We start from the raw sequence: 21,867 nt of genomic DNA on the forward strand, positions 1-21,867 counted from the left end.
GACGTCAGTGGGCGGTCGCTATGAGGCCCAGCTCGGCCGGTGAGGCCAGGTGAGCGTGTTTGGGCACCACGCGCACCGTGTAGCCGAACGCGCCCGCTCTCGACAGGGCGAGGGTACCCTCGAAGAGCACCACTCCCGAGTCTGAGGCCGAAGCGGTCGACGGCGACAGCGCGAACGTGGCCACGTCGCGCAGCTCATCGCCCGTGCCCGCCTGGCCATAGACGACCTCGACCGACACGTCGTCGGGGCTGATGCCGTCGAGCTGCACCTGAGCACGCAGATGCAGCGAGTCGCCGACCTGCGGAGTGTCGTCGAGGCCGCCGGACTCGACGTGCACGACCTGCACGCTCGGCCAGTGCGCCGTCATCCGTTCCTTGAACGTCGACAACTCGCGCGCCGCCTCGTGGTCTCGCGCCGACATGATCCTCTCGGCTGCGGCCGCCTTCGTGTAGAGGCGCTCGGTGTACTCGCGCACCATGCGCTCGGCAGACAGGCTGGGCGACAGGGTCGACAGAGTGTTCCTCACCGAGGCCATCCAGCGCTCGGGGATGCCGTCGGCGTTGCGGTCGTAGAAACGCGTGGCGACCTGGTGCTCCATGAGGTCGTACAGCGCGCCAGCCTCGATAGCGTCGCGTTCCTCCGGGGTGCTCGCGCCGTCGGCGGTGGGGATCGCCCAACCGTTCTCTCCGTCGTAGTACTCGTTCCACCAGCCGTCGAGAATCGACAGGTTGAGTCCGCCGTTCAGTGAGGCCTTCATTCCGGATGTTCCGCACGCCTCGAGCGGGCGCAGCGGGTTGTTCAGCCACACGTCGGTACCCGGGTACAGCAGCTGGGCCATGCCGATGTCGTAGTTCGGAAGGAAGACGATGCGGTGCCGCACCTCCGGGTCGGAGGCGAACTGCACGAGTCGCTGGATGAGACGCTTGCCCTCCTCGTCTGCCGGATGCGATTTGCCCGCGATCACCAGCTGGATAGGGCGCTGCGGGTTGAGCAGGATCGACTTCAGCCGCGCGGGGTCGTGCAGCATCAGGGTGAGGCGCTTGTACGTCGGCACTCGACGCGCGAAGCCGATCGTGAGCACCGTGGGATCGAGAAGCGTCTGATACCAGGCCGGGGCGATCGAGCCCGGATTCTGCAGCTCGAAGGCCTCGGTCACGCGACGACGGGCGTCGTGCACGAGCTGGCGGCGCATATCGCCCCGCACAGCCCAGAGATCGCCGTCGCTGACGTCGGAACTGTTCCAGTCGGCATTGGCCGTGTCGGAGGAGCCGAGCTTCGAACTTGCGAGCTCCTGCAGAAGCGGGTCGGTCCAGGTGGCGGCGTGAACGCCGTTCGTCACCGAGGTGATGGGCACGTCGTCGACGTCGAAGCCCTTCCACAGACCCTGGAACATTCCTCTGCTCACAGCCCCGTGCAGTTTCGACACCCCGTTCGCCCGCTGCGCGAGACGCAGCCCCATCACCGCCATGTTGAAGACCTCGGACGAACCGCCCTCGTAGTCCTCGGCGCCGAGACGCAGAATGTCGTCGACGGCGAGACCAGGCAGCAGGTCGCCGCCGAAGTATCGCTCGATGAGAGTGCGCTCGAACCGGTCGATCCCCGCGGGAACGGGGGTGTGCGTCGTGAAGACGGTGCCAGCGCGCACGACCTGCAGGGCAGCGTCGAAGCTGAGCCCGTCTCCGATGAGACGCGAGATGCGCTCGAGTCCCTGGAATCCGGCGTGACCCTCGTTGGCGTGGAAGACCTCGGGCTCGGGCACATCGCGGAGTTCGGCCGCGAGCTTGAGCGCGCGCACTCCCCCGATACCGAGCAGCAATTCCTGAAGAAGGCGGTGCTCGCCGCCGCCCCCGTACAGGCGGTCGGTGATGCCGCGAAGATCTTCGGCGTTCTCGGGGATGTCGGTGTCGAGAAGCAGGAGCCTCACGCGGCCGACCTTGGCCTGCCAGATCCGCGCGAACAGGGCGCGTCCGTCGGGGAGCGCCAGCGCGATGTGGGCCGCCGATCCGTCGGCGAGACGCAGCACGGTGAGCGGGAGTCCGTCGGGATCGAGCACCGGGTAGCTCTCCTGCTGCCACCCGTCTCGCGAGATGGCCTGACTGAAGTAGCCGGCCCGGTAGAAGAGGCCCACGCCGGTGAGGGGCAGTCCGAGGTCGCTCGCCGCCTTCAGATGGTCGCCGGCGAGGATACCGAGTCCTCCTGAGTACTGAGGAAGCGCAGCGGCGATGCCGAATTCGGCGGAGAAGTAGGCGATGCCGGTCGGCTTCTCGCCCTCGAGTTGCTGATACCAGCGCGGCTCGACGAGGTAGCGGTTCAGATCGTCGCGAAGACTGTTCGCCCACGCCACAAATCCCTCGTCGTGCGACAGCTCGTCGAGGCGGTCGGGGCTGACAGCGCCGAGCAGGGCGATCGGATCGCCGCCGGTCTGCTGCCAGTCATCCGGCGAGATGCGGGCGAAGAGCGCGCGGGTGGGCTCGTGCCACGACCAACGGAGGTTGGATGCGAGTTCACCGACAGCCCCCAGACGCTCCGGCAGCACGGATCTAACGGTGAATCTTCTGATCGCCTTCACGAAAAATTCTCCATATCGGCGCGCCACCACCACTCGTCTCGCGCGCCGCGGCGAACGCCGTGGCCTGGCTTCGCCCAGCCTAGGACAGCGCCGCTGTGGCCGCATAAACGACCGGGAACCGTTTCCATAATCCCCCGCGAACGTTTCCCCTTTATTGATACGGTCGAACCGTGGCAAAGACGCAAGCACACAAGCAACCGACCCTCTCCGATTCCGGACTCGGGCGCATCCCGATCCTCGACATCTTCCCCAGTGTTCCCGGCCAACGATGGCTACCCAAGGCATTCGCCGGCGAGGTCGTGCCCTTCGGGGCCGTGGTGTTCCGCGAGGGCCACGACGCTGTCGGCGCCCGCGTCGAGGTGGCCGGCCCCTCCGGGCAGCGCAGCGAACGGCTCCTGACGCCCCTCGAGCCCGGCACCGACCGCTACGGAGCACTCGAGCAGTTGGGCGAGGAGGGCCTCTGGCGATTCCGCATCCGCGCGTACTCCGACGACTTCGCAACCTGGCAGCACACCGCGTCGATCAAGCTCCCCGCAGGCATCGACGTCGACGTGACCCTCGCCATCGGGCGGGAGCTGTTCGAAGCGGGCAGAATCGACGCGACGCGCTCCGACGCTCAGCGCGTGCTGTTCGGCAAGGTCGCCAACACCCTGGGCGACGCGACCATCGACCCGGTCGAGCGCCTCGACGTGGCCACGAGCGCCGCCGTTCTCGAGGCCATCGCCGACCGCCCGTTCGAGAGCCTCACCACGTTCTCGGAGTGGCGAGAGATCACGGTCGAGCGCGAGCGCGCCGGGTCGGGCTCCTGGTACGAGTTCTTCCCGCGCTCGATCGGAGCGAAGAAGAACGACGACGGCAGCTGGACGAGCGGTACGTTCCGCACCGCGGCTAAACGCCTCCCCGAGGTGGCGGCCATGGGGTTCGACGTTCTCTACATGCCACCGATCCACCCGATCGGCCGGTCGTTCCGCAAGGGCCCCAACAACTCTTTGGATGCCGGACCGTACGACCCCGGATCGCCCTGGGCCATCGGCGGTGCCGCGGGCGGACACGACGCGATCCACCCCGACCTCGGAACGGTCGCCGACTTCAGCTACTTCTTGAAGCAGGCGGCCAAGGCCGGACTCGAAGTCGCTCTCGACTTCGCGCTCCAGGCATCACCCGACCACCCCTGGGTCACCGAGCATCCCGAGTGGTTCACCACGCTGCCCGACGGCTCCATCGCCTACGCGGAGAACCCTCCGAAGAAGTATCAGGACATCTACCCGATCAACTTCGACAACGACCCGAAGGGCATCCGGCGCGAGACTCTGCGCCTGCTGCGCTACTGGATCAAACTCGGCGTGCGCATCTTCCGTGTCGACAACCCGCACACGAAGCCGCTCGACTTCTGGGAGTACGTGATCCACACGATCAACGCGGAGTTCCCCGAGGTCGTCTTCCTCGCCGAGGCGTTCACGCGCCCCGCGATTATGCAGGGGCTGGCGAAGGTCGGCTACCAGCAGTCGTACACCTACTTCACGTGGCGCAACACGAAGGAAGAGCTCGAGGAGTTCCTCAACGGCCTGTCGCACGAGACCGACGCCTTCTTCCGGCCGAATCTCTGGGTCAACACCCCGGACATCCTCACGCAGTACCTGCAGTTCGGCGGGCGCGCGGCGTACAAGATCAGAGCCGCCATCGCCGCCACCGCCGCGCCCACCTGGGCCGTGTACTCCGGCTACGAGCTCATCGAGAACGTCGCGCGTCCCGGCGCCGAAGAGAACATCGACAACGAGAAATACGAGTACCGGCCGCGTGACTTCGCGCTGGCGGAGAAGACCGGGCAATCGATCGCCCCGTACATCACCAAGCTGAACGAGATGCGCCGCGATCACCCGGCCCTGCGCCAGCTGCGCAACCTCGAGCTGCACTGGAGCGACGACGACGCGATCCTGGTCTACTCCAAGTACATCGCTGCGGAGTTCAGCGGCACGGGAACGCCGGATGCCATCATCGTCGTGGCCAACGTCGATCCGCATTCGGCGCGCGAGACGAGCGTGCACTTCGACGTCTCGAAGTTCGGCCTCGCTGGCGTCGAGCAGTTCAGGGTCACCGACCTCATCACAGGGGCATCGTGGATCTGGGGCGTCAGCCACAACTTCGTGCGCCTCGACGCGTTCACCGAACCCGTACACATTCTGCACGTGGAGCCGGTCGATGGGACCTGGCCCGAAACGCACCCGACCGGTGCAGACAAGGCGGCTCACTGATGTCCACCCTCGACGGAGCATCCGTGCTCTCCATCCCCGACGTCCCCACCGACGTGCTCGACAAGGTCGCGGCGGGTTCCTACTACAACCCGCACGGCGTTCTCGGCCAGCATCCCATCGAGGGCGCGGGGGCCGACGGCGTCACCGTCATCCGCACCCTGCGGCCCCTCGCGAAATCGGTGGTCGCGGTGCTGGCATCCGGCGCACGCACCGAGCTCACCCACCTGCACGGCGGTATCTGGCAGGGCTACACGCTGACCGGCCTCAGCGACTACACGATCGAGGCCCGCTACGACGACGACACCGTCTGGACCAGCGACGACCCCTACCGCTTCTCCCCCACCCTCGGCGACGTCGACATCCATCTCCTCGGCGAGGGCCGGCACGAGCGTCTCTGGGATGTTCTGGGCTCGCACTATCGCTCCTGGCACGGCGTCGACGAGCAGGTCGCGGGCACGTCGTTCGCCGTCTGGGCGCCGCACGCTCAGGCCGTGCGCGTCATCGGTGATTTCAACTCCTGGGACGGCTTGAAGCACTCTCTGCGCAGCCTCGGCAGCTCGGGCGTCTGGGAGCTGTTCGTGCCCGGCCTCGAGCCCGGCAGCAACTACAAGTTCGAGATCCTGGCGCAGTCCGGCCAGTGGGTGCGGCGCGCCGACCCGATGGCCCGCTACACCGAGATCCCGCCGCTGACCGCATCGGTCATCGGTCAGTCGGCCCACACGTGGGGCGACGACGAGTGGATGTCGCGGCGTGCGTCGAGCGACCCGCATTCCGGTCCCATGAGCGTCTATGAGATGCATGTCGGATCCTGGCGCCCCGGACTCTCCTACCGGGAGCTCGCCGACCAGCTCATCGACTACGTGCAGGAGCTCGGCTTCACCCACGTCGAGTTCATGCCCTTGGCCGAGCACCCGTTCGGCGGCTCGTGGGGCTACCAGGTCACTTCGTACTACGCTCCCACCTCGCGCTTCGGCCACCCCGACGACCTGCGCTACCTGATCGACCGCCTGCACCAGGCCGGCATCGGCGTGCTGGTCGACTGGGTTCCCGGGCACTTCCCCAAAGACGAGTTCGCCCTCGCCAATTTCGACGGCCAGCCGCTGTACGAGCATCCTGACCCTCGTCGAGGCGAGCAGCCCGACTGGGGCACGCTCGTATTCAACTTCGGCGACTCGCAGGTGCGCAACTTCCTGGTCGCGAACGCTCTCTACTGGCTCGAGCAGTTCCACGTCGACGGCCTGCGGGTCGATGCCGTGGCGAGCATGCTCTATCTCGATTACTCCCGCAAAGAGGGCGAGTGGCTGCCGAACCAGTACGGAGGGCGCGAGAACCTCGAAGCCATCAGCTTCTTGCAGGAGGCCACGGCGACCGCGTACAAGCTGTACCCGGGCATCATCATGATCGCCGAGGAGTCGACGAGCTGGCCCGGGGTCACCCACCCCACGAACCAGGGAGGGCTCGGCTTCGGGCTCAAATGGAACATGGGCTGGATGCACGACTCCTTGCAGTACATGGAGACCGATCCGCTCTATCGCAGCTACCACCATGGCGAGATCACGTTCTCGTTCGTCTACGCGTTCAGCGAGAACTTCATCCTGCCGATCAGCCACGACGAGGTCGTGCACGGCAAGGGATCGCTGCTGAACAAAATGCCCGGCGACCACTGGCAGAAGCTCGCGAACCTCCGGGCGTATCTCGCGTTCATGTGGGCGCACCCCGGCAAGCAGTTGCTGTTCATGGGCCAGGAGTTCGGGCAGCCGTCGGAGTGGTCGGAGGAACGCGGACTCGACTGGTGGATTCTCGATCAGCCCGTGCACCGCGCGCTTCTCGGACTCGTCTCCCAGCTCAACCGGGTCTATGCCGACAACCCCGCGCTCTGGCAGCGCGATCACGATGCATCGGGCTTCGAGTTCATCGACGGCGGATCGTCGAACCAGAACCTCGTGTCGTTCCTCCGCTGGGACGACGAGGGCAACCCCATCGCCGTCCTGATGAACTTCTCGGGCGCTCCGGTCGGGCCCTACAGGGTCGGTCTGCCCTTCGGCGGCACCTGGGATGAGCTGATCAATACCGACGCCGTGGAGTTCGGAGGATCGGGCGTGGGCAACTTCGGTTCTGTCGAAGCGCAAGACGTGCCCTGGTCGGGACGCCAGGCCTCGGTCGAGCTGACCCTGCCGCCGCTCGCGGCCCTGTACCTCAAGCCGCGCAGATAGCCGTCAGCATGCTCTGAGCCCGTCGAAGATCACCTTCGACGGGCTCAGAGCATGATTGCGAGGGAACGGCCGCTAGTAGAGCAGGCCCGTGAGGCGTGCTCGGGCCTTCACGACGCGAGGGTCGTCGATACCGACGACCTCGAACAGATCGATCAGTCGCGCACGCACGGTGTTCTTGCCCTCTTGGTCGAGGGTCACGAAGAGCGTCAGCAGCCGATCGAACGCGTCCTCGACATGACCGCCTGAGAGGTCGAGATCCGCCACCAACAACTGGGGCTCGAGCTCGGTCGGGCGCGCCGCGGCGTCGTTGCGGATCTCAGCCTGGGTCTTGTCTTTCAGGCGGGCGAGCAGACTCACCTGGGCGAGACCGGCCACCGCGAGGCTGTCACGCGGGTCTTGCTTGATGGCCGTCTCGTATTCGCGGATCGCTTCGTCGAAGTCTCCGCGCGCGATGGCGTCGTAGGCCTCGGCATGATGCGGGGGCAGCGGGGCCTCGACAGGTTCTGTCGGCTCGCCCTCTGGAGCGCCGTCGACGACCGCGGTTCCGGTGACACCCTGCTGTGCGGCGAGCTCGAGCACCTGCTCGATCACGTCGCGCACCTGCTCGACCGGGTGGACACCGGCGAAGAGACCGATGGGCCGGCCGCCGACGACCGCGGCGACCGTGGGGAGCGTCTGGGCCTGGAATGCCTGTGACAGCTGAGGGTTGGCATCCGCCTCGACCGTGACGAGAACGAATCGACCCGCGTACTCGGTCGTGAGCGCGCGCAGGATCGTGTCGAGCTGAGTGCTCGGCTCGTTGTAGGAGGCGCCGACGACGACCACGACGGGAACCGTGTTGGACAGCTCGATGAAGGCGCTGAAGGCCGCGTCGGTGCCTTCGATCACGAGGCTGGGCAAAGGCAAAGGAGCACCGGGCGTTGCAGGAACTGCGCCGGGCTGAGCTGCGGCGGCTCCGGGCGCGGGCCTATTGACGAGCGACGAGAGATCGACGGCGCCACGAAGGCTGGCTGCGGACGGGGGAACAGAACTCATGGAAGCTCCTTGGCTTGGACGAGGCCCTGGGTGAATCCGAGCAGCGTCGGTTTGCCCGTTTCACCCGCGGACGGGATGTAGAACAGAAGCTGGTAGTCGTAGGTCGACTCGACACCCTTGCCTGTCGCGGAGAGGCCCGAGAGCGCCTTGACGGCACCCTCCGGCGTGATGGTCGCACCCGTCTGGGTGGGCTTCACGACCTCGGACTCGCGGAGGTTGAACGACAGGATCGCACCCGAGTCGTTCGTGGCGAGAGCTATTCCGTCGGAGATCGAGGGGACCTTGGCGAACTCGATCGTGGCGGTGCCCGTCTCTTCGATCTTCGCTTTCTTGGCCGCCTTGTAGTCGGAGCCGACACTCGTGAGAAGAGTGTCGCCTTCCGTGTCGATCTGCCCGAACGAGGGGCTCGCGGAGCCCTGGGCGAGGATGTCCGCGTAAGCGGCCTCGACGGCGTCAGGGGTCATCGACAGCAGCTTCGAGTCCGGCGCGAGGCGCGAGGCACCGACGCTTGCCGCCGACACCGGAGGAAGCGTGGTGTCGGGCTCGAGAGAGATCGCGTATTCGACCTTGTAGTTGGCTCGTGCCGACTCCTGAACGAGCGTGACGGCAAGAGGAGCGACCGTCTTGTCTTCGTTCTCGATGATCGTGAACACCGTCTTGGGCCACACCGTCGTCGCCTGGGGAAGGACGACCTCGGCGGCTCCGGAGGGAATGGCGGCGGGCAGCGCGTAGTCCGGCAGCGCCGCGCGGGTGGCGTAGGCAGCCTTGCGGAGCTCGAGCGCCGGACCGGTGAATCGCGCGTCGAGGGCGTTGCTGTCTGAGGCCGCGTTCGCCGCGCTCTCGACCGCGATGACGCGCTCGATGATGGTCTGCGCCTGCTTCTCTGTCACGGCCGGCAGCACAGTCTCCGCCGCTGGAGCCGTACTCGTCGGAGTCGGTGTGGGAGACGGCGTGCCTGTCTGCATGTTCGACGGCTCGCTCGTCGAATCCGTATCGGTTCCGACCGTCGGAGTCGGCCGAGGTGTGGGCGTGACCGTGCTGGCCGATGCGGCGAGAGGCGCACCCGCACCGAGGGCCGCGACGAGCAGCACCGGCAGTACAGCGGTCATCGACCGGGTGATGGCCTTGCGTCGTTTCGACATTCCAGACTCGATCGCGTTCGTTCGGGCCGGAGAGAATCGGCGTCGGGGCGTTCCTGTGGGCGGCTTTCTGCGCGGGCCCTGCTGGCGCCTCATGTGCCATAGACCCCAGAGCAGAAGCGCCAGACCGACGAGGAGCACGGAGGCGCCCGCGAGCAGGAGCGGCACGGCCCACGGGGTGGAGTTGTCGATCGGCCACGCGACGGAGACGTCGGCGGGCGCCGGATCCGTTCCGTTCGACGCGATGATCGCCGAGTAGCCGGAGGGCACGTTGATGGTGCGCGTAAGCGACTGATTGCCGGTGTACTGCTCGAGCCAGAGGTCGCTGCCCGCCGGATCGGCGGAACCGCTGGCGACGTTCTTGGCACCCGCCGGATCGGCGGGGACGACGGCCTCGGTGAGCTTCTTGGACTCGGAGTCGACGGCGAGCTGCGAATAGCTCGAGCCGCTCAACCACGCCTTGACGTCGGCATCGCGGCCATACGCGACGAAGATGGTCGAGTCGCCGCTGATCGAGACGGTCTGCGAACCCGGGTTCGCCCGGAGTGTGTCCGAGTCGAGCAGAACGTACGGCTCATCGGTCGCACCCGCGGTCGCCACGCTCACACTTCCCGGAGGCAGGAGGAAGGTGCGTTGGGCAACACCGACACCGATGAGGGCCGTCGCAACGACGAAGGCGATGATCGCGAATACAAAGCGCACAGATTACTCCAGACAAAGACATTAAAAGATAGCCGATGAAGCCTGACGCCGCACTCAGACTACGCCCAGCGCGCGCTCGACGTCGGCTTCAGCTGCAGTCCCAGAGCTCGACGGCACCGGATTGCGGACTCACCGCGATGACGCCGGTGCTGAACGATCCGAGTCGGGTGCATGACGAATGCTCCACGACCTGTTCGACCGGATCGGCAGCCGGCGCATTCTGCTTCACGACGAAGAGGTGGTCGGCGCCCGTGGCGATCATCCGCTCGAGCTGCGACTCGGTGAACACCGGGACGGTTCCCGAATAGCCCCCGTCGGTCAGCACGCTGTCGCCGGTCGCGTCGATCACCTGAGCGGAGATCGCCCACGAATCGGTGATGAAGTCGGGTCTGCCGTCAGCCCCGCCGCCCGCGGTCCGTGCCGCGTTCACGAGATCGCTCACCTTCGGCGAGAGTGTCACGGATCCTCCCCACAGCTGGGGCGGGGCGGGGCGGAAGGACAGCGGAGTCGGATCGGATCTCACGGGCTTGATCCCCACGTAGGCGTCTCCCCCTGTGCCGTTCCTGGCCGGGTCGACGACCTGCAGAGAGAAGGCCGCCTGACCTCCCAGGATCAGCGCAGCAGCGAGAAGGGGAACCGCCGCCAGCCTGAGTCGATTGCGACGCGTCGATGCAATGGATGCGCGCGGCCGGGTGCGCCATGCGTGTGCCGCGAGCGCGACACAACACGCGCCGCAGACGGCCACCGCAGGCACGAGGAGGATCGCGGGTAGAGCGCCCTCTATCGCCAGGAAGACCGACCAGCCAGCCTGAACGACCAAGACGCCGCAGACCGCGAGGCGCGTTCGCCGCCGAGGAGCGCGCAGCATCCGGACGGCCTGCTTCCATCCGACGGCGGCCAGCACTGCGATCTGCGTGCCGATGGCCGCCACGTAGGCGGTGTGCGGGGTGTGGGCCACCGAGAGAACGAGCGCGGCGGTGACCAGCCAGGCGGAGACGACGCCGAGCATGGCGAACGAAGCCGATGGCGCGCCGCCACGACGCGGCCACCAGCGAATAAGCCCGAACACGATCCCGGCGATCGCGATCGGGTACAGCCAGCCCACCTGTGTGACGTACAGCGGGTCGACCAGCTTGGTCAGGGAGGCGCCGGCCGACGACAGATCGGAGGGTGCCGCGAAGAAGACGGGGGCCGCGTGCGTGTGACCGCCGGAACCGCCTACCGCTCCCGGAACCGCGTGGGGCAACAGCCGGTCGAGACCGTTGTAGCCGAAGACCATGGCGAACGCGTTATTGCTCGTGGAGCCGTCGATGTAGGGGCGGTCGGCGGCCGGCGTGAGTTGGAGCACGAGCACCCAGACCAGAGACGCCGCCACAGCGGTCGCCAACACGACCGTGGATCTCCACAGACGGCGCGGCCAGGCACCCCGCGTCCAGAGGAAGCTGCCCACGACGAAGGCGGGGAGGATGAACCATGCCTGCATCATCTTGGCCTGGAACCCCACGCCGACGAAGAGGGCTGCGACGAGCAGGGGCCACAACCGCTCGGTCAGCAGAGCACGCTGGAAGAAGAACAGGGCCACCGTGAGAGCCATGGTGACGAGGCCGTCCTCCATCGGATGAGCGAACATCGAGACGAAGATCGGGGTGGTGGCTGCGGCAGCGGCGGCCACCAGCCCCGCCCCCGGACCGGCCCACCTCAGGCCGATCACCGAGCAGCACCAGACGGTGATCAGCCCCTCGACGACCTGCGGCAGGGCGAGCGCTGAGGTCGACATCCCGAACAGCCGGATGCTCAGCGCCTGCGGCACTGCGAACCCGCTGAGCTTGTCGAGAGTGACGGTACCCGCGGGGTCGAAGGCGCCGAAGAGCATCGCGTGCCACGACTCGGACATCGAGCGAGCCGACGCTTCATAGAACGACGCGTCACCGCCCTTGGCGAGGTTCCAGACCATGAGAGCCGCGGAGACGAGCAGGATGACGAGGAGTCCGGATCGGAATCGCCAGGGCTGGCCCCACCATCGTGGAAGGCTGTCAGTATCGGTGGGGTGCACGAGCTATAGGGTGGGGCCGGTCGATGAGCGCAAGCTCGAGACTCGCTGTGGCGTGGCTGAGACGACATGCCAGCCTCGAGCACTTCCCACTCGGTAGAATTCGGGCACTCCATCAGCGACATCCGATAGCTCTGGGCAGGCAGGTTTCGTGAAGATCCACAACGCATTCACCCTGGGAGTTGTCGGCACGCTGGGCGTCGGCGTCGGCATCCTGATTCTCACCTCGATTGCGTCGCTCGCCACGATCCTCACCTACATCGGTGCAGCGATCTTCATCGCCCTCGGCCTCGATCCGGTGATCTCCTGGCTCGAGAAGAAGAAGCTGCCCAGGTGGCTGGCCATCATCGTGGTCTTCGTGGCCGTCGCAGGCATCATCGCGGGGCTCGTCTTCGCCGTCGTGCCAATCATCGTCGATCAACTCGGTCAGCTGTTCGATATCGTTCCCGTGCTGATCGACAGGGCGCAACAGGGAACCTGGGTATCGGATCTGTCTAACCAACTCGGCGGGTTCGATGTGCAGGCCGTGATCGACCAGGCCACCAAGTACCTCACCGACGTCGGCAACTACTCCATCATCGCGAGCGGTGCCCTCGCCGTGGGAGCCAGCATCGCGAACGGCGTGTTCGGCACCGTGATCGTGCTGATCCTCACCCTGTATTTCACGGCGTCGCTCAACTCGATCAAGCGTGCGCTGTACCGTCTCGTGCCGGCATCTCGCCGCGAACGCTTCGCAGATCTGAGCGAGCAGATCACCGACGCTGTCGGTCGCTACGTCGTGGGCCAGCTCTCGCTCGGCGCCATCAACTTCGTGCTCAGCTACGTCTTCCTGTCGATCATCCAGGCACCGTTTCCTGCGGTGCTCGCGTTCCTCGCCGGCATGCTGTCACTGATCCCGCTCGTCGGAACCCTCTCGGGCTCGATCATCATCGCGCTGGTCTGCCTCATACCCGGGCTCGGGTCGTTGCCGACCTTCATCGCCGCGGCCATCTACTACCTGATCTACATGCAGGTGGAGGCCTACCTGCTCAGCCCGAACATCATGAACCGCGCCGTCTCGGTTCCGGGCGCTGTCGTGGTGATCGCCGCTCTGGCCGGGGGAACTCTGCTCGGTATCCTGGGAGCCCTCATCGCGATCCCTGTCGCAGCGTCTCTGCTGCTGATCATCAAACAGGTGGTCATCCCTATTCAGAACGAACGGTGACCCGGGCTCAGCCCTCGTAGCTGTCCGGCAGCGGAAGCACGGCCGGGTTGACCCTGCCCACGATCTCGCTCAGAACCCTCCGCGTCTGCGACTCGCCGACCCAGAGGTGTTTGCCGCCCTCCACCGCGACCAACTCGATGTGCGGCATCGCCGCGAATCGGGTCGTCGCTTCTGGCGGGCGCAGGTAGTCGTCGAGCTCGGGGATGAGTGCCACGACGGGCACGTCGACGGCGTTCCACGCCGCCAACTCGTCTTCAGAGGTTCGATGCAGGGGCGGTGACAGCAGGATGACCCCGTCGACCGTATGCTCGATGCCGTACTTCAGCGCCAGCTCCGTTCCGAACGACCAGCCGACCAGCCAGGGGTGAGGGAGTCCACGCTCGGCGACGAAGGCCATCGCCGCCTTCACATCCCAGCGCTCCGCCACGCCGTGATCGAAAGCGCCCTCGCTCGTGCCTCGAGGCGACGAGGTTCCACGGGTGTTGAACCGCAGCACCGCCAGGTCAGCGAGTGCCGGGAGCCGGTTCGCCGCCTTTCTCAGAATGTGCGAGTCCATGAACCCCCCGCCCGTGGGAAGCGGATGGAGAGTCACGAGGGTGGCGACGGGGTCGCCCGACTCCGGGAGCGCCAGCTCTCCGACGAGGTCGAAGCCGTCGTCGGTGTGCAGCACGATGTCTTCGCGAATGGCCGGGAGCACCGTCGTGCTGCGGATGTCGATGGTGCTCACGTTCAATTTCCGATCTTCCAGCAATGGCTGTGCCAGTGGCGGCGGCCGGCGAGGTCATTCGCCTCGCCCATCAATCCGTCGGCCCGCCACGCGACGACATGCGCCGTGCCTGCGACGACCGGCAACGAGCATCCGGGGCACACATAGTCTTTGACGGCCTGCGCGGGCGAGACGGACTGCACGTTCCACGAGCCGCTGCGGCGATGCTCGATACGTCGGCCGCCCGTCAGGATCCGGTTCAGATCTATCTCGGCGTCGTCACCGTCGCCGGCCCCGCGTCGACGAGGTCGGTTGCTGCGGGGCATGCCTCAATCCTAGGTCAGTGCCCCGTCGTGTCTCCGTCGCGCAGGTGGTCGAGGCCCGCTTCCTCGAGATCGAGCATCTCCTGTGCACGGGCCAAGGCAATCGACGAGTAGCCTCCTCGGTTGCGAGCCGCGACAAGAGCAGCGCGCTCGTGCAGCAGGATGTCTCTCCGCACGAGTGCATACTGTTCGTTCGCTGCGACGCCCTGGTGGTCCGCCGCAGATGACCGTTCCCAGGCGTAGTCGCTCCGTCTCGAGGACTCGACCCGCACGCGTTCGAGCACCGCGGGGTCGAGCACTCCCCCGCCCAGAACGGCCAGCGCAGGATCGTCCAGACGCTCGGCCCCCTTCTGCCGGATGTGATCGACGAGCTCTGCGAACTCCTCGAGCTGCCTCTGCACGGGGGTGCCCTTCACCCCGGCGATCCGGATCACCGCGGGCAGGCTCGCGCCCTGCACGACGAGCGTCACGATGGCCACCGTGTAGGCGATGAGAACGAGCTGCTCTCGGTAGGGGATCTGCTCGGGCAACGACTGCGCCCCAGCGACGGTGACGACGCCCCGCATTCCGCTCCACGACAGCACGATGCCCTCCCGTGCGCCGAGCTTCTGCGGGTCTGGCTGCTTTCTCGGGAGACGACCGAGGGCGGTCATGGCCGCGACCACCGCACACCTGATGCCGATGAGCACGACCGTGGCGAGCAGCCCGAAGAGGATCGCCTGGGGAACATCGAGGCGATGGTGCCGCACTCCCTCGACGATCGTCTTCAGTTCGAGGCCCATCAGCAGGAACACGCCGTTCTCGAGCAGGAATTGGAACGTGCGCCAGTTGAGGCGCTCGCTCAGTCGCGCAGGGGCGGAGAAACTCGTGGCCCCGAGATGGCCCGTGATGAGTCCCGCCGCCACCACACTGAGCACGCCGGATGCGCCGATCGTCTCCGCCGGAAGATAGGCCGCGAACGGCACCACGAATGAGATCGCGGTGGCCAGCACAGGGTCAGGCACGCGCGCCCGCACGAACACGGTGAGATAGCCGATGGCGACACCCAGTCCGACTCCGAGCACCACGGAGTATGCGAATGTGCCCACGATCTGCCATGCGCTGACGGCGCCCGCCGTGGCCGCGATGGCTGTTCGCAGCAGAACGAGGGCGGAAGCGTCGTTGACGAGACTCTCGCCCTCGAGAACAGCCAGAAGCCGAGGGGGAAGGCCGAGCCGCTTGCCGATGGATGTGGCGGCCACGGCATCCGTCGGGCTGATCACCGCACCCAAGGCGATGGCCGACGCCAGACTCAGGTCGGGAAACAGGGTGAACAGCAGAAAACCCGTGCCGAATGCGCTCACGACCACCAGCACGACGGCCAGGGCGGAGATGCTGCCGATGTTCGAGCGCAGATCGGCCAGGGGCAGGCTGATCGACGAGGCGTAGAGCAGGGGCGGCAGCACTCCCGAGAGGATCACCGCACTCGCGATGTGCACGGGTGGCATGCCGGGCAGAACCGATATGCCGATGCCGAGGACGGCGAGGATCAGCGGTGCGGCGACCTTGACCTTCGGCGCGAGAAGAGACACCGCCACGATGGCGACGACGCCGAGAACCGCGATCAGAGCCAACCCCATGGGGTCAGCCTATTGAATCAGTACCAGCCCACGCTCTCGGAGTGGCCCCAAGCGCCACACGGCGTCTGGTAGCGGCCCGTGATGTAGCCGAGGCCCCAGGTGATCTGAGTGGCCGGATTGGTCTCCCAGTCGGCGGCGACGCTGGCCATCTTGCTGCCCGGCAGCGACTGGGGAATACCGTAGGCGCCACTGCTGGCGTTGTAGGCGTTGTACCGCCAGCCCGACTCCTTCGCCCAGAGCGAGTAGAGGCAGTCGTACTCGCTGCTCGGCCAGCCGCGATCGGCCACCATCTGCGCGGCGATCGCCTGCGCGCTGCCTGGGTCGGGAGCGCCGGCGGGAGGGGCGTAGCCACCGGATGTACCACCGCTGTCGGACTTGCTCGACGGCTCTGTGGGAGTCGGCGTGGGGGTCGGGGTGGGCGTGGGCTTCGGCGCCTCGGTCACGGTGAATCCGTCGCGCACGATCGATGCGGCCAGGCTCGACGAGGTCACCGTCTGCGATGGCAGCTTGGAGCCGGGTTCGAGAGCCACGGTGAAGTACTGCGACGCGGCGACGCCCGAGTACGGGTCGACGATGTTCACGAGAACCGACGCCCCGACGGCCACGACACCCAGCAGCTGGAGCGCGAACCGGCCAGGACGAGAGACGATCTTGGCCCGGCGAGGAGGCGTGGGATTGAGGACCCGAATGGGAGCCACACCGTTCGCCTGTACGGGCACCGAACTCACGCGGGGTTTCAGAGAGACCCCCGCGGATGCGTCACGTTCCAGATTTTTACCCACGATTGTTCGACTTTACCGAACTTCTGGCCGAATTGCAGACCGAGGCGAAGATCTCAGCGCACCGACAGCATGACGTCGATGACGGCATCGAGAACCAGGTCGACCTGCGCCTCCGAGTACCCGCGCGTACGTGAGCGGAACGACACCTGGCGCACGTCGTCGACGGAGATCTCTGTGCCTTCTCTGAAATATGCAATGAGGCGTTCGGCGAAGGCGTCGACATCCTGCTTGTCGTATCCCAGCTTGAACAGGCCGCTGCCTCGGAATCGGTGCTTCGCGGGCCTCTCCAGTCTCGCGAGGATCTCCCTGGCTTTGTCTCTCGCCTCGGCGAACCAGGCCTCGTCGCCGACAGACGACGAGATCTTCTCTCTCTCGCGGGCGGCGAACGCCTCTTCCAGCCGCTCGAGGGCGGCGTCGACGGCCAGCGTCGAGTAGCCCCCCTTCTCGAGGCCGAAAGCCATGTGCCGGATGCCTTCGGCTGTCACGATCGTTCCGGTATCGCCGGGTTCCGCGCTGTACGCGATGCGCGCCGCCGCCAAGAACTTCTCGACTTCGTCGATCTTGTAGCCGGGCCTGGAGGACCGCGCTCGGGGAAACGTCTGACTCACGGTCACCATTCTGTCAACACTTTTTGGTCGACGCCTAAGCGAAGACGATGAACAGCACGTAGGCTGCGGCGGCCGACGGCAGGATCGAATCGAGGCGGTCGAGGAACCCGCCGTGTCCGGGCAACCACGTGCTCATGTCTTTGATGCCGAGATCGCGCTTCAGCAACGACTCTGACAGGTCGCCGGCCGTCGCGGTCAGCACCAGCACTGTTCCGAGGATGAGACCGAACCACCACGGCATGTCGAGCAAGAAGATCGAGAGCAGCACGCTCGACGCGATACCGAAGATCAACGATCCGGCGAAACCCTCCCAGGTCTTCTTCGGGCTGATGGTCGGCGCCATCGGATGCTTGCCGAAATTCAAGCCCGTCGCATAGGCACCGACGTCGACCGACACCACGACGATGAGGAAGGCCATGACCCACCACTGGCCGTCGTCATTGCGCAGAAGCAGCGCCGCGATGCTGCCCAGGAACGTGACGTAGACCTGAATGAACACCCCGCCGGACATGTCGAGCGCCACGCTGCGCATCGACGCGCGATGGCGCGGAATCGCCAGCTCGGCCAACCGCCAGAGGACCACAAGCAGCACACCGCCGATGGTCGCGATCCACTGCCACTCCTCGCCGAAGTAGAACGACACGGGCACGACGACGACGGGCGCGATCACGCTCGGAATACGGGGAACATCGCGGCCGGCGTGACGAAGCGCCGTCGCCAGTTCGAATGCGGTGAATGCCACGAGCACCGTCGCGAAGACGACGAAGATGTCTTTGATGAAGAGCAGGCTGAAGATCATGACCAGCCCCAGCCCCAGGCCGATGCCGATCGCGCTCACGAGATTGCGGCCCGAGCGGGCGGTGATCTTGTCATTCGCCCGATCGAACTGATCCCGGCGCTCGCGCACCTTCGCTTCGAACTCGGCGCGGCTCATCCCCGGATGCTTGCGCGCCGGATCCGCCTCAGACGCGGGAGTGTCGGGATCGTTCGTCATCGGTGTGGCCTAGATCTCGAGGAGTTCGACTTCCTTGCGCTTCAGCGCGTCGTCGATGCCGTCGACGTGCGACTTGGTGAGCTGCTCCAGCTCTTTCTCGGCGCGCGCCACCTCGTCGTCGCCGACCTCGCTCTTCAGCGCGTCGAGTTCGTCTTTCGCCTTACGCCGGATGTTGCGCAGCGACACCTTGCCGTCTTCGGCCTTCGTGCGCACGATCTTCACGTACTCCTTGCGACGCTCCTCGGTGAGCTCGGGCAACGTGACCCGGATGACGTTGCCGTCGTTCGACGGGTTGGCACCGAGATTGGGAGTGTCGCGGATGGCCTGCTCGATGTCGCGCAGCGCGCCCTTGTCGTAGGGCGTGATGAGCATGGTGCGCGCCTCGGGGTTCTGGAGGCCGGCCAGCTGGCTGAGCGGCGTCGGGGTGCCGTAGTAGTCGACCAGGATCTTCTGGAAGAGCCCCGGGTTCGCGCGCCCGGTGCGAATGCTCGAGAAGTCTTCCTTCGTGTTGTCGACGGCTTTCTTCATGCGCTCTGTTGCGCCGGCCAGTACATCCGCGATCACGGCAACTCCTTCTTTTGGTTCTTCAGTAGTTTAGGGCGACGTGCTCGGTCAGTCGTGCGACGTGCTGACCAGGGTGCCGATGCGCTCGCCCAGAATGGCCCGGGTCACATTGCCCTGGGGCTGCATGCCGAAGACCATCATCGGCATCTTGTTGTCCATGCACAGGCTGAACGCGGTCGAGTCGACGACCTTGAGTTCGCGCTGCAGGGCGTCGAGGTAGGTGAGCCTGTCGATCTTCTTCGCATCGGGGTTGGTGCGCGGGTCGGAGTCGTACACGCCGTCGACACCGTTCTTGGCGACGAGCACGACGTTCGCGCCGATCTCGAGAGCGCGCTGCGCTGCGACGGTGTCGGTCGAGAAGTAAGGCAGACCGGCTCCCGCTCCGAAGATCACCACACGACCCTTCTCGAGGTGACGCTCGGCGCGGAGCGGAATGTACGGCTCAGCGACCTGCGTCATCGAGATGGCGGACTGCACACGCGTCGCAGCCCCCGCCTGCTCGAGGAAGTCCTGGAGCGCCAGTGCATTCATCACCGTGCCCAGCATGCCCATATAGTCGGCGCGACCGCGGTCCATTCCGCGCTGCGAGAGCTCGGCACCCCGGAAGAAGTTGCCTCCACCGACGACGATCGCGATCTCCACCTGCTTGGCAGCTGCGGCGATCTCCCTCGCCAATTCGCTGACCACGTCGGGGTTGACGCCGAGGGAGCCTGCACCGAAGGCCTCACCAGAGAGTTTGAGGAGTACCCGGCGCCGGGGTTCTGATGAAGTCATGAGTGTGGATCCCTTTCGATCTCGTCCTGCCAATTTTAGGGGCTGGCCGCGCTAGCCCTCCGCCGGGACCGCGCACGTCTCCTGTTGAGCGGTCGAGCCGGTGACCCCGTCGAGTACAGCGGGCGCGCCGGCATCCGGTGTCGCCGGGTCTGCGGGAGCCGCCGGATCGACCGGGGCAGCGGGGTCGGCAGGGGCCGCCGGATCGACGGGAGCGGCCGGGTCCGCCGGCGCCGTGGGCTCGATCGTGCTACCGATCGGCTGCGAGTCGGCACCGAGGGTGAAGGGCTGGTCGGCCTTGATCAGTGCGAACAGCGTGTCGGCCGCGCCTTGAGTGGGCACGACCTTGCCCGGGAAGTCGGGATCGTTGGTCGTTCCCGGATACTGGACGAAGGTGATGTTGTTCAGGTCGATCGTGCGCAGCGCCTGCGCCATCGAGATCATCGTGTCGACCTTGGTCAGCGATGTCGACAGAGTGAAGTACTTCGGATCGGCGACCACGTTCGCCAGCGAGTAGAGCTTTCCGAAGTCGCCCAGGGTGTCATTGCTCTTCAGCTTGCGCACCAGCGACGAGAGATACTGCTGCTGCGACGAGATGCGGCTGAGGTCGCCGCCGTCGCCGACGCCGTGTCGTGAGCGGAGGAATCCGGCGGCAAGGCCGCCCTGCACCTCCGTGATGCCGGCCGGCAGGTCGAGATGCTGCAGCTCCCCGTTCGCATCGGGATAGACCACGTTCTCATCAGTCACGCGTCCGGTGAGGCAGATCGGCACACCGCCGATCGAGTCGGTCAGGGCGATGACGGCGTCGAAGGTCATCGATACGGCGTATTGGATGTCGAGACCGGTGAGATTGCCGACCGTCGCTACGACGCAGGCGAGCCCTCCTCGACCCCAGGCCTCGTTGATGGGCGCGGCGCGCATGGCGTCGCCCTTCTCGCACTCCGGATGCGCGATGACGAGGTCTCGCGGAAAGCTGACGGCGACGGCGGTCTTATGGTCTTTGGAGACGTGCAACAGCATGTTCACGTCGTTCAGGGTCGCTCCGTCGCGTTCTCCGTACAGATCCTGACTCTGGTTCGCATCGTTGTCGGCCGCCACGACCAGTACATTGAAGCCACCCTCGAGCGCGCCGATGGCCGGCGGCGCCTGTTGCTCGTTCTGCTCCGGGTGGATCTCGACGGAGTTCGCCTCGAGCTTCGAGGTGAAGGTCCACGCGCTGACAGCCGCGATACCGCCCGTGCTGACCAGGGCGACGGCCGCCACGATGGCGACGAGCCGGAGAACGCGCACCCACGCTCCCCGCAGGGGCATTCGGGCGTGGCGCACAGGCGATGCAGTCGTCGTCTTCACAGGCGAGTCTCCTTGAGGCTGGGGCTCACCCCGATAGAGCGGCCACGATCGATCCTACTTAACAGCCGAAGGCCCATCCCCCACAAGGGATGGGCCTTCGGTCGAAACGGACGTCGTGGTGTTACGCGCCGACCTTGAAGCGCGCGAAGCCGGAGACGGTGATATCGGCGTCGGCGAGCACCTTCTTGACCTGCTGCTTGTTGTCCTTCGCGTAGTCCTGCTCGAGCAGGGCGACCTGCTTGTAGTAGGCACCGAGGCGACCCTCGATGATCTTCGGCAGGGCGGCCTCAGGCTTGCCCTCGCCACGCGAGATCTCCTCGACGATGCGACGCTCGTTCTCGACAGCCTCGGCAGGTACGTCCTCGCGAGCGAGGAATTCCGGGTTGGCGAACGAGATGTGCTGAGCGATCGATCGAGCCGTGTCGGCATCCGAGCCCGTGTAGCCCACGACCACGCCGACCTGCGGGGGCAGATCCTTCGAGGTCTTGTGCAGGTAGATCGCGAACGCGTCGCCGGTCACGACGGCGAGACGACGGAGCTCGATCTTCTCTCCGAGGATCGCCGCCTCGTTGCTGATCAGGTCGGCGACGGTTCCACCGGCCGCGGGAGCCGCGAGGGCCTCCTCGACCGAGGTGGCACCGGCCGCGACGGACGCGTCGAGGACGGCGTCGGCCAGAGCGACGAACTTGTCGTTCTTCGCAACGAAGTCGGTCTCGCTGGCGAGCTCGATCAGGGTCGCGGTGTTGCCGCTCTCCTTGGCCGCGACGAGGCCTTCGCTGGTGGAGCGGTCGGCGCGCTTCGCGTTCGACTTGGCACCCTTGAGGCGAAGGATCTCCGTCGCCTTCTCGAGGTCGCCGCCGGCTTCGACGAGTGCGTTCTTGCTGTCGACCATGCCGGTGCCGAGGCGCTCGCGCAGGGTCTTGAGGTCAGCCAGGCTGAAATCTGCCATGGTGTGCTTCCTTACTTGACTAAAGAGGTGAGATATC

The 21,867-nt window shown here is 66.2% G+C and carries 17 protein-coding genes; 3 read left to right on the forward strand and 14 right to left on the reverse strand.

Translation table 11 applies throughout. The annotated features are described in order from the left end of the window. Nucleotides 1–4 precede the first annotated feature (4 nt). On the reverse strand, nucleotides 5–2,569 hold the full coding sequence (glgP, locus tag ASE64_RS01065; protein ID WP_055774721.1) for an alpha-glucan family phosphorylase: 2,565 nt from the start codon (nucleotides 2,567–2,569) through the stop codon (nucleotides 5–7). Between the two features lie 170 nt (nucleotides 2,570–2,739). On the opposite strand from glgP, the gene ASE64_RS01070 reads away from it, so the two are divergent. Then, nucleotides 2,740–4,821, forward strand: a complete 2,082-nt coding sequence (locus ASE64_RS01070; RefSeq protein ID WP_082465824.1) for a maltotransferase domain-containing protein — start codon at nucleotides 2,740–2,742, stop codon at nucleotides 4,819–4,821. After that, a complete protein-coding gene (glgB, locus tag ASE64_RS01075; RefSeq protein WP_055774725.1) occupies nucleotides 4,821–7,034 on the forward strand; it encodes a 1,4-alpha-glucan branching protein GlgB in 2,214 nt (737 codons plus the stop codon). Before ASE64_RS01070 ends, glgB begins: the two co-directional genes overlap by 1 nt. Before the next feature lie 72 nt (nucleotides 7,035–7,106). Here glgB and ASE64_RS01080 read toward each other — a convergent pair whose 3' ends face one another. The 3 genes from ASE64_RS01080 to ASE64_RS01090 form a co-directional block, all read right to left on the reverse strand. Further along, nucleotides 7,107–8,069: a tetratricopeptide repeat protein gene (locus tag ASE64_RS01080; protein ID WP_055774728.1), complete on the reverse strand. Its 963-nt coding sequence runs from the start codon at nucleotides 8,067–8,069 to the stop codon at nucleotides 7,107–7,109. Next, the gene (locus ASE64_RS01085; RefSeq protein WP_055774731.1) at nucleotides 8,066–9,910 is read right to left on the reverse strand and encodes a hypothetical protein; all 1,845 of its coding nucleotides are present in this window, start codon (nucleotides 9,908–9,910) and stop codon (nucleotides 8,066–8,068) included. The genes ASE64_RS01080 and ASE64_RS01085 overlap by 4 nt, the downstream gene beginning before the upstream one ends. 88 nt (nucleotides 9,911–9,998) lie before the next feature. Continuing rightward, nucleotides 9,999–11,963, reverse strand: coding sequence for a glycosyltransferase family 39 protein (locus ASE64_RS01090; protein WP_055774734.1), 1,965 nt, complete (start codon nucleotides 11,961–11,963; stop codon nucleotides 9,999–10,001). Between the two features lie 148 nt (nucleotides 11,964–12,111). On the opposite strand from ASE64_RS01090, the gene ASE64_RS01095 reads away from it, so the two are divergent. After that, on the forward strand, nucleotides 12,112–13,164 hold the full coding sequence (locus ASE64_RS01095; RefSeq protein WP_055774736.1) for an AI-2E family transporter: 1,053 nt from the start codon (nucleotides 12,112–12,114) through the stop codon (nucleotides 13,162–13,164). A 7-nt stretch (nucleotides 13,165–13,171) separates the two neighbouring features. On the opposite strand, the gene ASE64_RS01100 is transcribed toward ASE64_RS01095, so the two are convergent. The 10 genes from ASE64_RS01100 to tsf all read right to left on the reverse strand — a co-directional run bounded on the left by ASE64_RS01100 (nucleotide 13,172) and on the right by tsf (nucleotide 21,830). Further along, nucleotides 13,172–13,882 carry an alpha/beta hydrolase gene (locus tag ASE64_RS01100; RefSeq protein WP_055777232.1) on the reverse strand — a complete coding sequence of 237 codons (711 nt, stop codon included), beginning with the start codon at nucleotides 13,880–13,882 and terminating at the stop codon, nucleotides 13,172–13,174. Between the two features lie 11 nt (nucleotides 13,883–13,893). After that, on the reverse strand, nucleotides 13,894–14,196 hold the full coding sequence (locus tag ASE64_RS01105) for a hypothetical protein (protein WP_055774739.1): 303 nt from the start codon (nucleotides 14,194–14,196) through the stop codon (nucleotides 13,894–13,896). 14 nt (nucleotides 14,197–14,210) lie between these two features. Further along, a complete protein-coding gene (locus ASE64_RS01110; protein ID WP_055774741.1) occupies nucleotides 14,211–15,812 on the reverse strand; it encodes a cation:proton antiporter in 1,602 nt (533 codons plus the stop codon). Between the two features lie 17 nt (nucleotides 15,813–15,829). Next, nucleotides 15,830–16,510, reverse strand: coding sequence for a lytic transglycosylase domain-containing protein (locus tag ASE64_RS01115; protein WP_156351585.1), 681 nt, complete (start codon nucleotides 16,508–16,510; stop codon nucleotides 15,830–15,832). Between the two features lie 137 nt (nucleotides 16,511–16,647). Further along, entirely contained in the window at nucleotides 16,648–17,211 is a 564-nt protein-coding gene (locus ASE64_RS01120) for a DivIVA domain-containing protein (RefSeq protein ID WP_055774746.1), read from the reverse strand. A gap of 25 nt (nucleotides 17,212–17,236) precedes the next feature. Then, complete coding sequence (locus ASE64_RS01125) at nucleotides 17,237–18,196, reverse strand: phosphatidate cytidylyltransferase (RefSeq protein ID WP_235480448.1); 960 nt, start codon at nucleotides 18,194–18,196, stop codon at nucleotides 17,237–17,239. A gap of 9 nt (nucleotides 18,197–18,205) precedes the next feature. Further along, nucleotides 18,206–18,760: a ribosome recycling factor gene (gene frr, locus ASE64_RS01130; protein ID WP_055774749.1), complete on the reverse strand. Its 555-nt coding sequence runs from the start codon at nucleotides 18,758–18,760 to the stop codon at nucleotides 18,206–18,208. A gap of 48 nt (nucleotides 18,761–18,808) precedes the next feature. Beyond that, nucleotides 18,809–19,534 (reverse strand): UMP kinase, encoded by a 726-nt coding sequence (gene pyrH, locus ASE64_RS01135; protein WP_055774752.1) that lies wholly within the window; start codon nucleotides 19,532–19,534, stop codon nucleotides 18,809–18,811. A gap of 51 nt (nucleotides 19,535–19,585) precedes the next feature. Beyond that, entirely contained in the window at nucleotides 19,586–20,881 is a 1,296-nt protein-coding gene (locus ASE64_RS17615) for an LCP family protein (RefSeq protein ID WP_156351586.1), read from the reverse strand. A 121-nt stretch (nucleotides 20,882–21,002) separates the two neighbouring features. Then, nucleotides 21,003–21,830: a translation elongation factor Ts gene (gene tsf / locus ASE64_RS01145; protein WP_055774758.1), complete on the reverse strand. Its 828-nt coding sequence runs from the start codon at nucleotides 21,828–21,830 to the stop codon at nucleotides 21,003–21,005. Between the last annotated feature and the right edge of the window lie 37 nt (nucleotides 21,831–21,867).

The sequence above is a fragment of the Agreia sp. Leaf210 genome (genome assembly GCF_001421485.1).
Classification (GTDB): Bacteria; Actinomycetota; Actinomycetes; order Actinomycetales; family Microbacteriaceae; genus Agreia.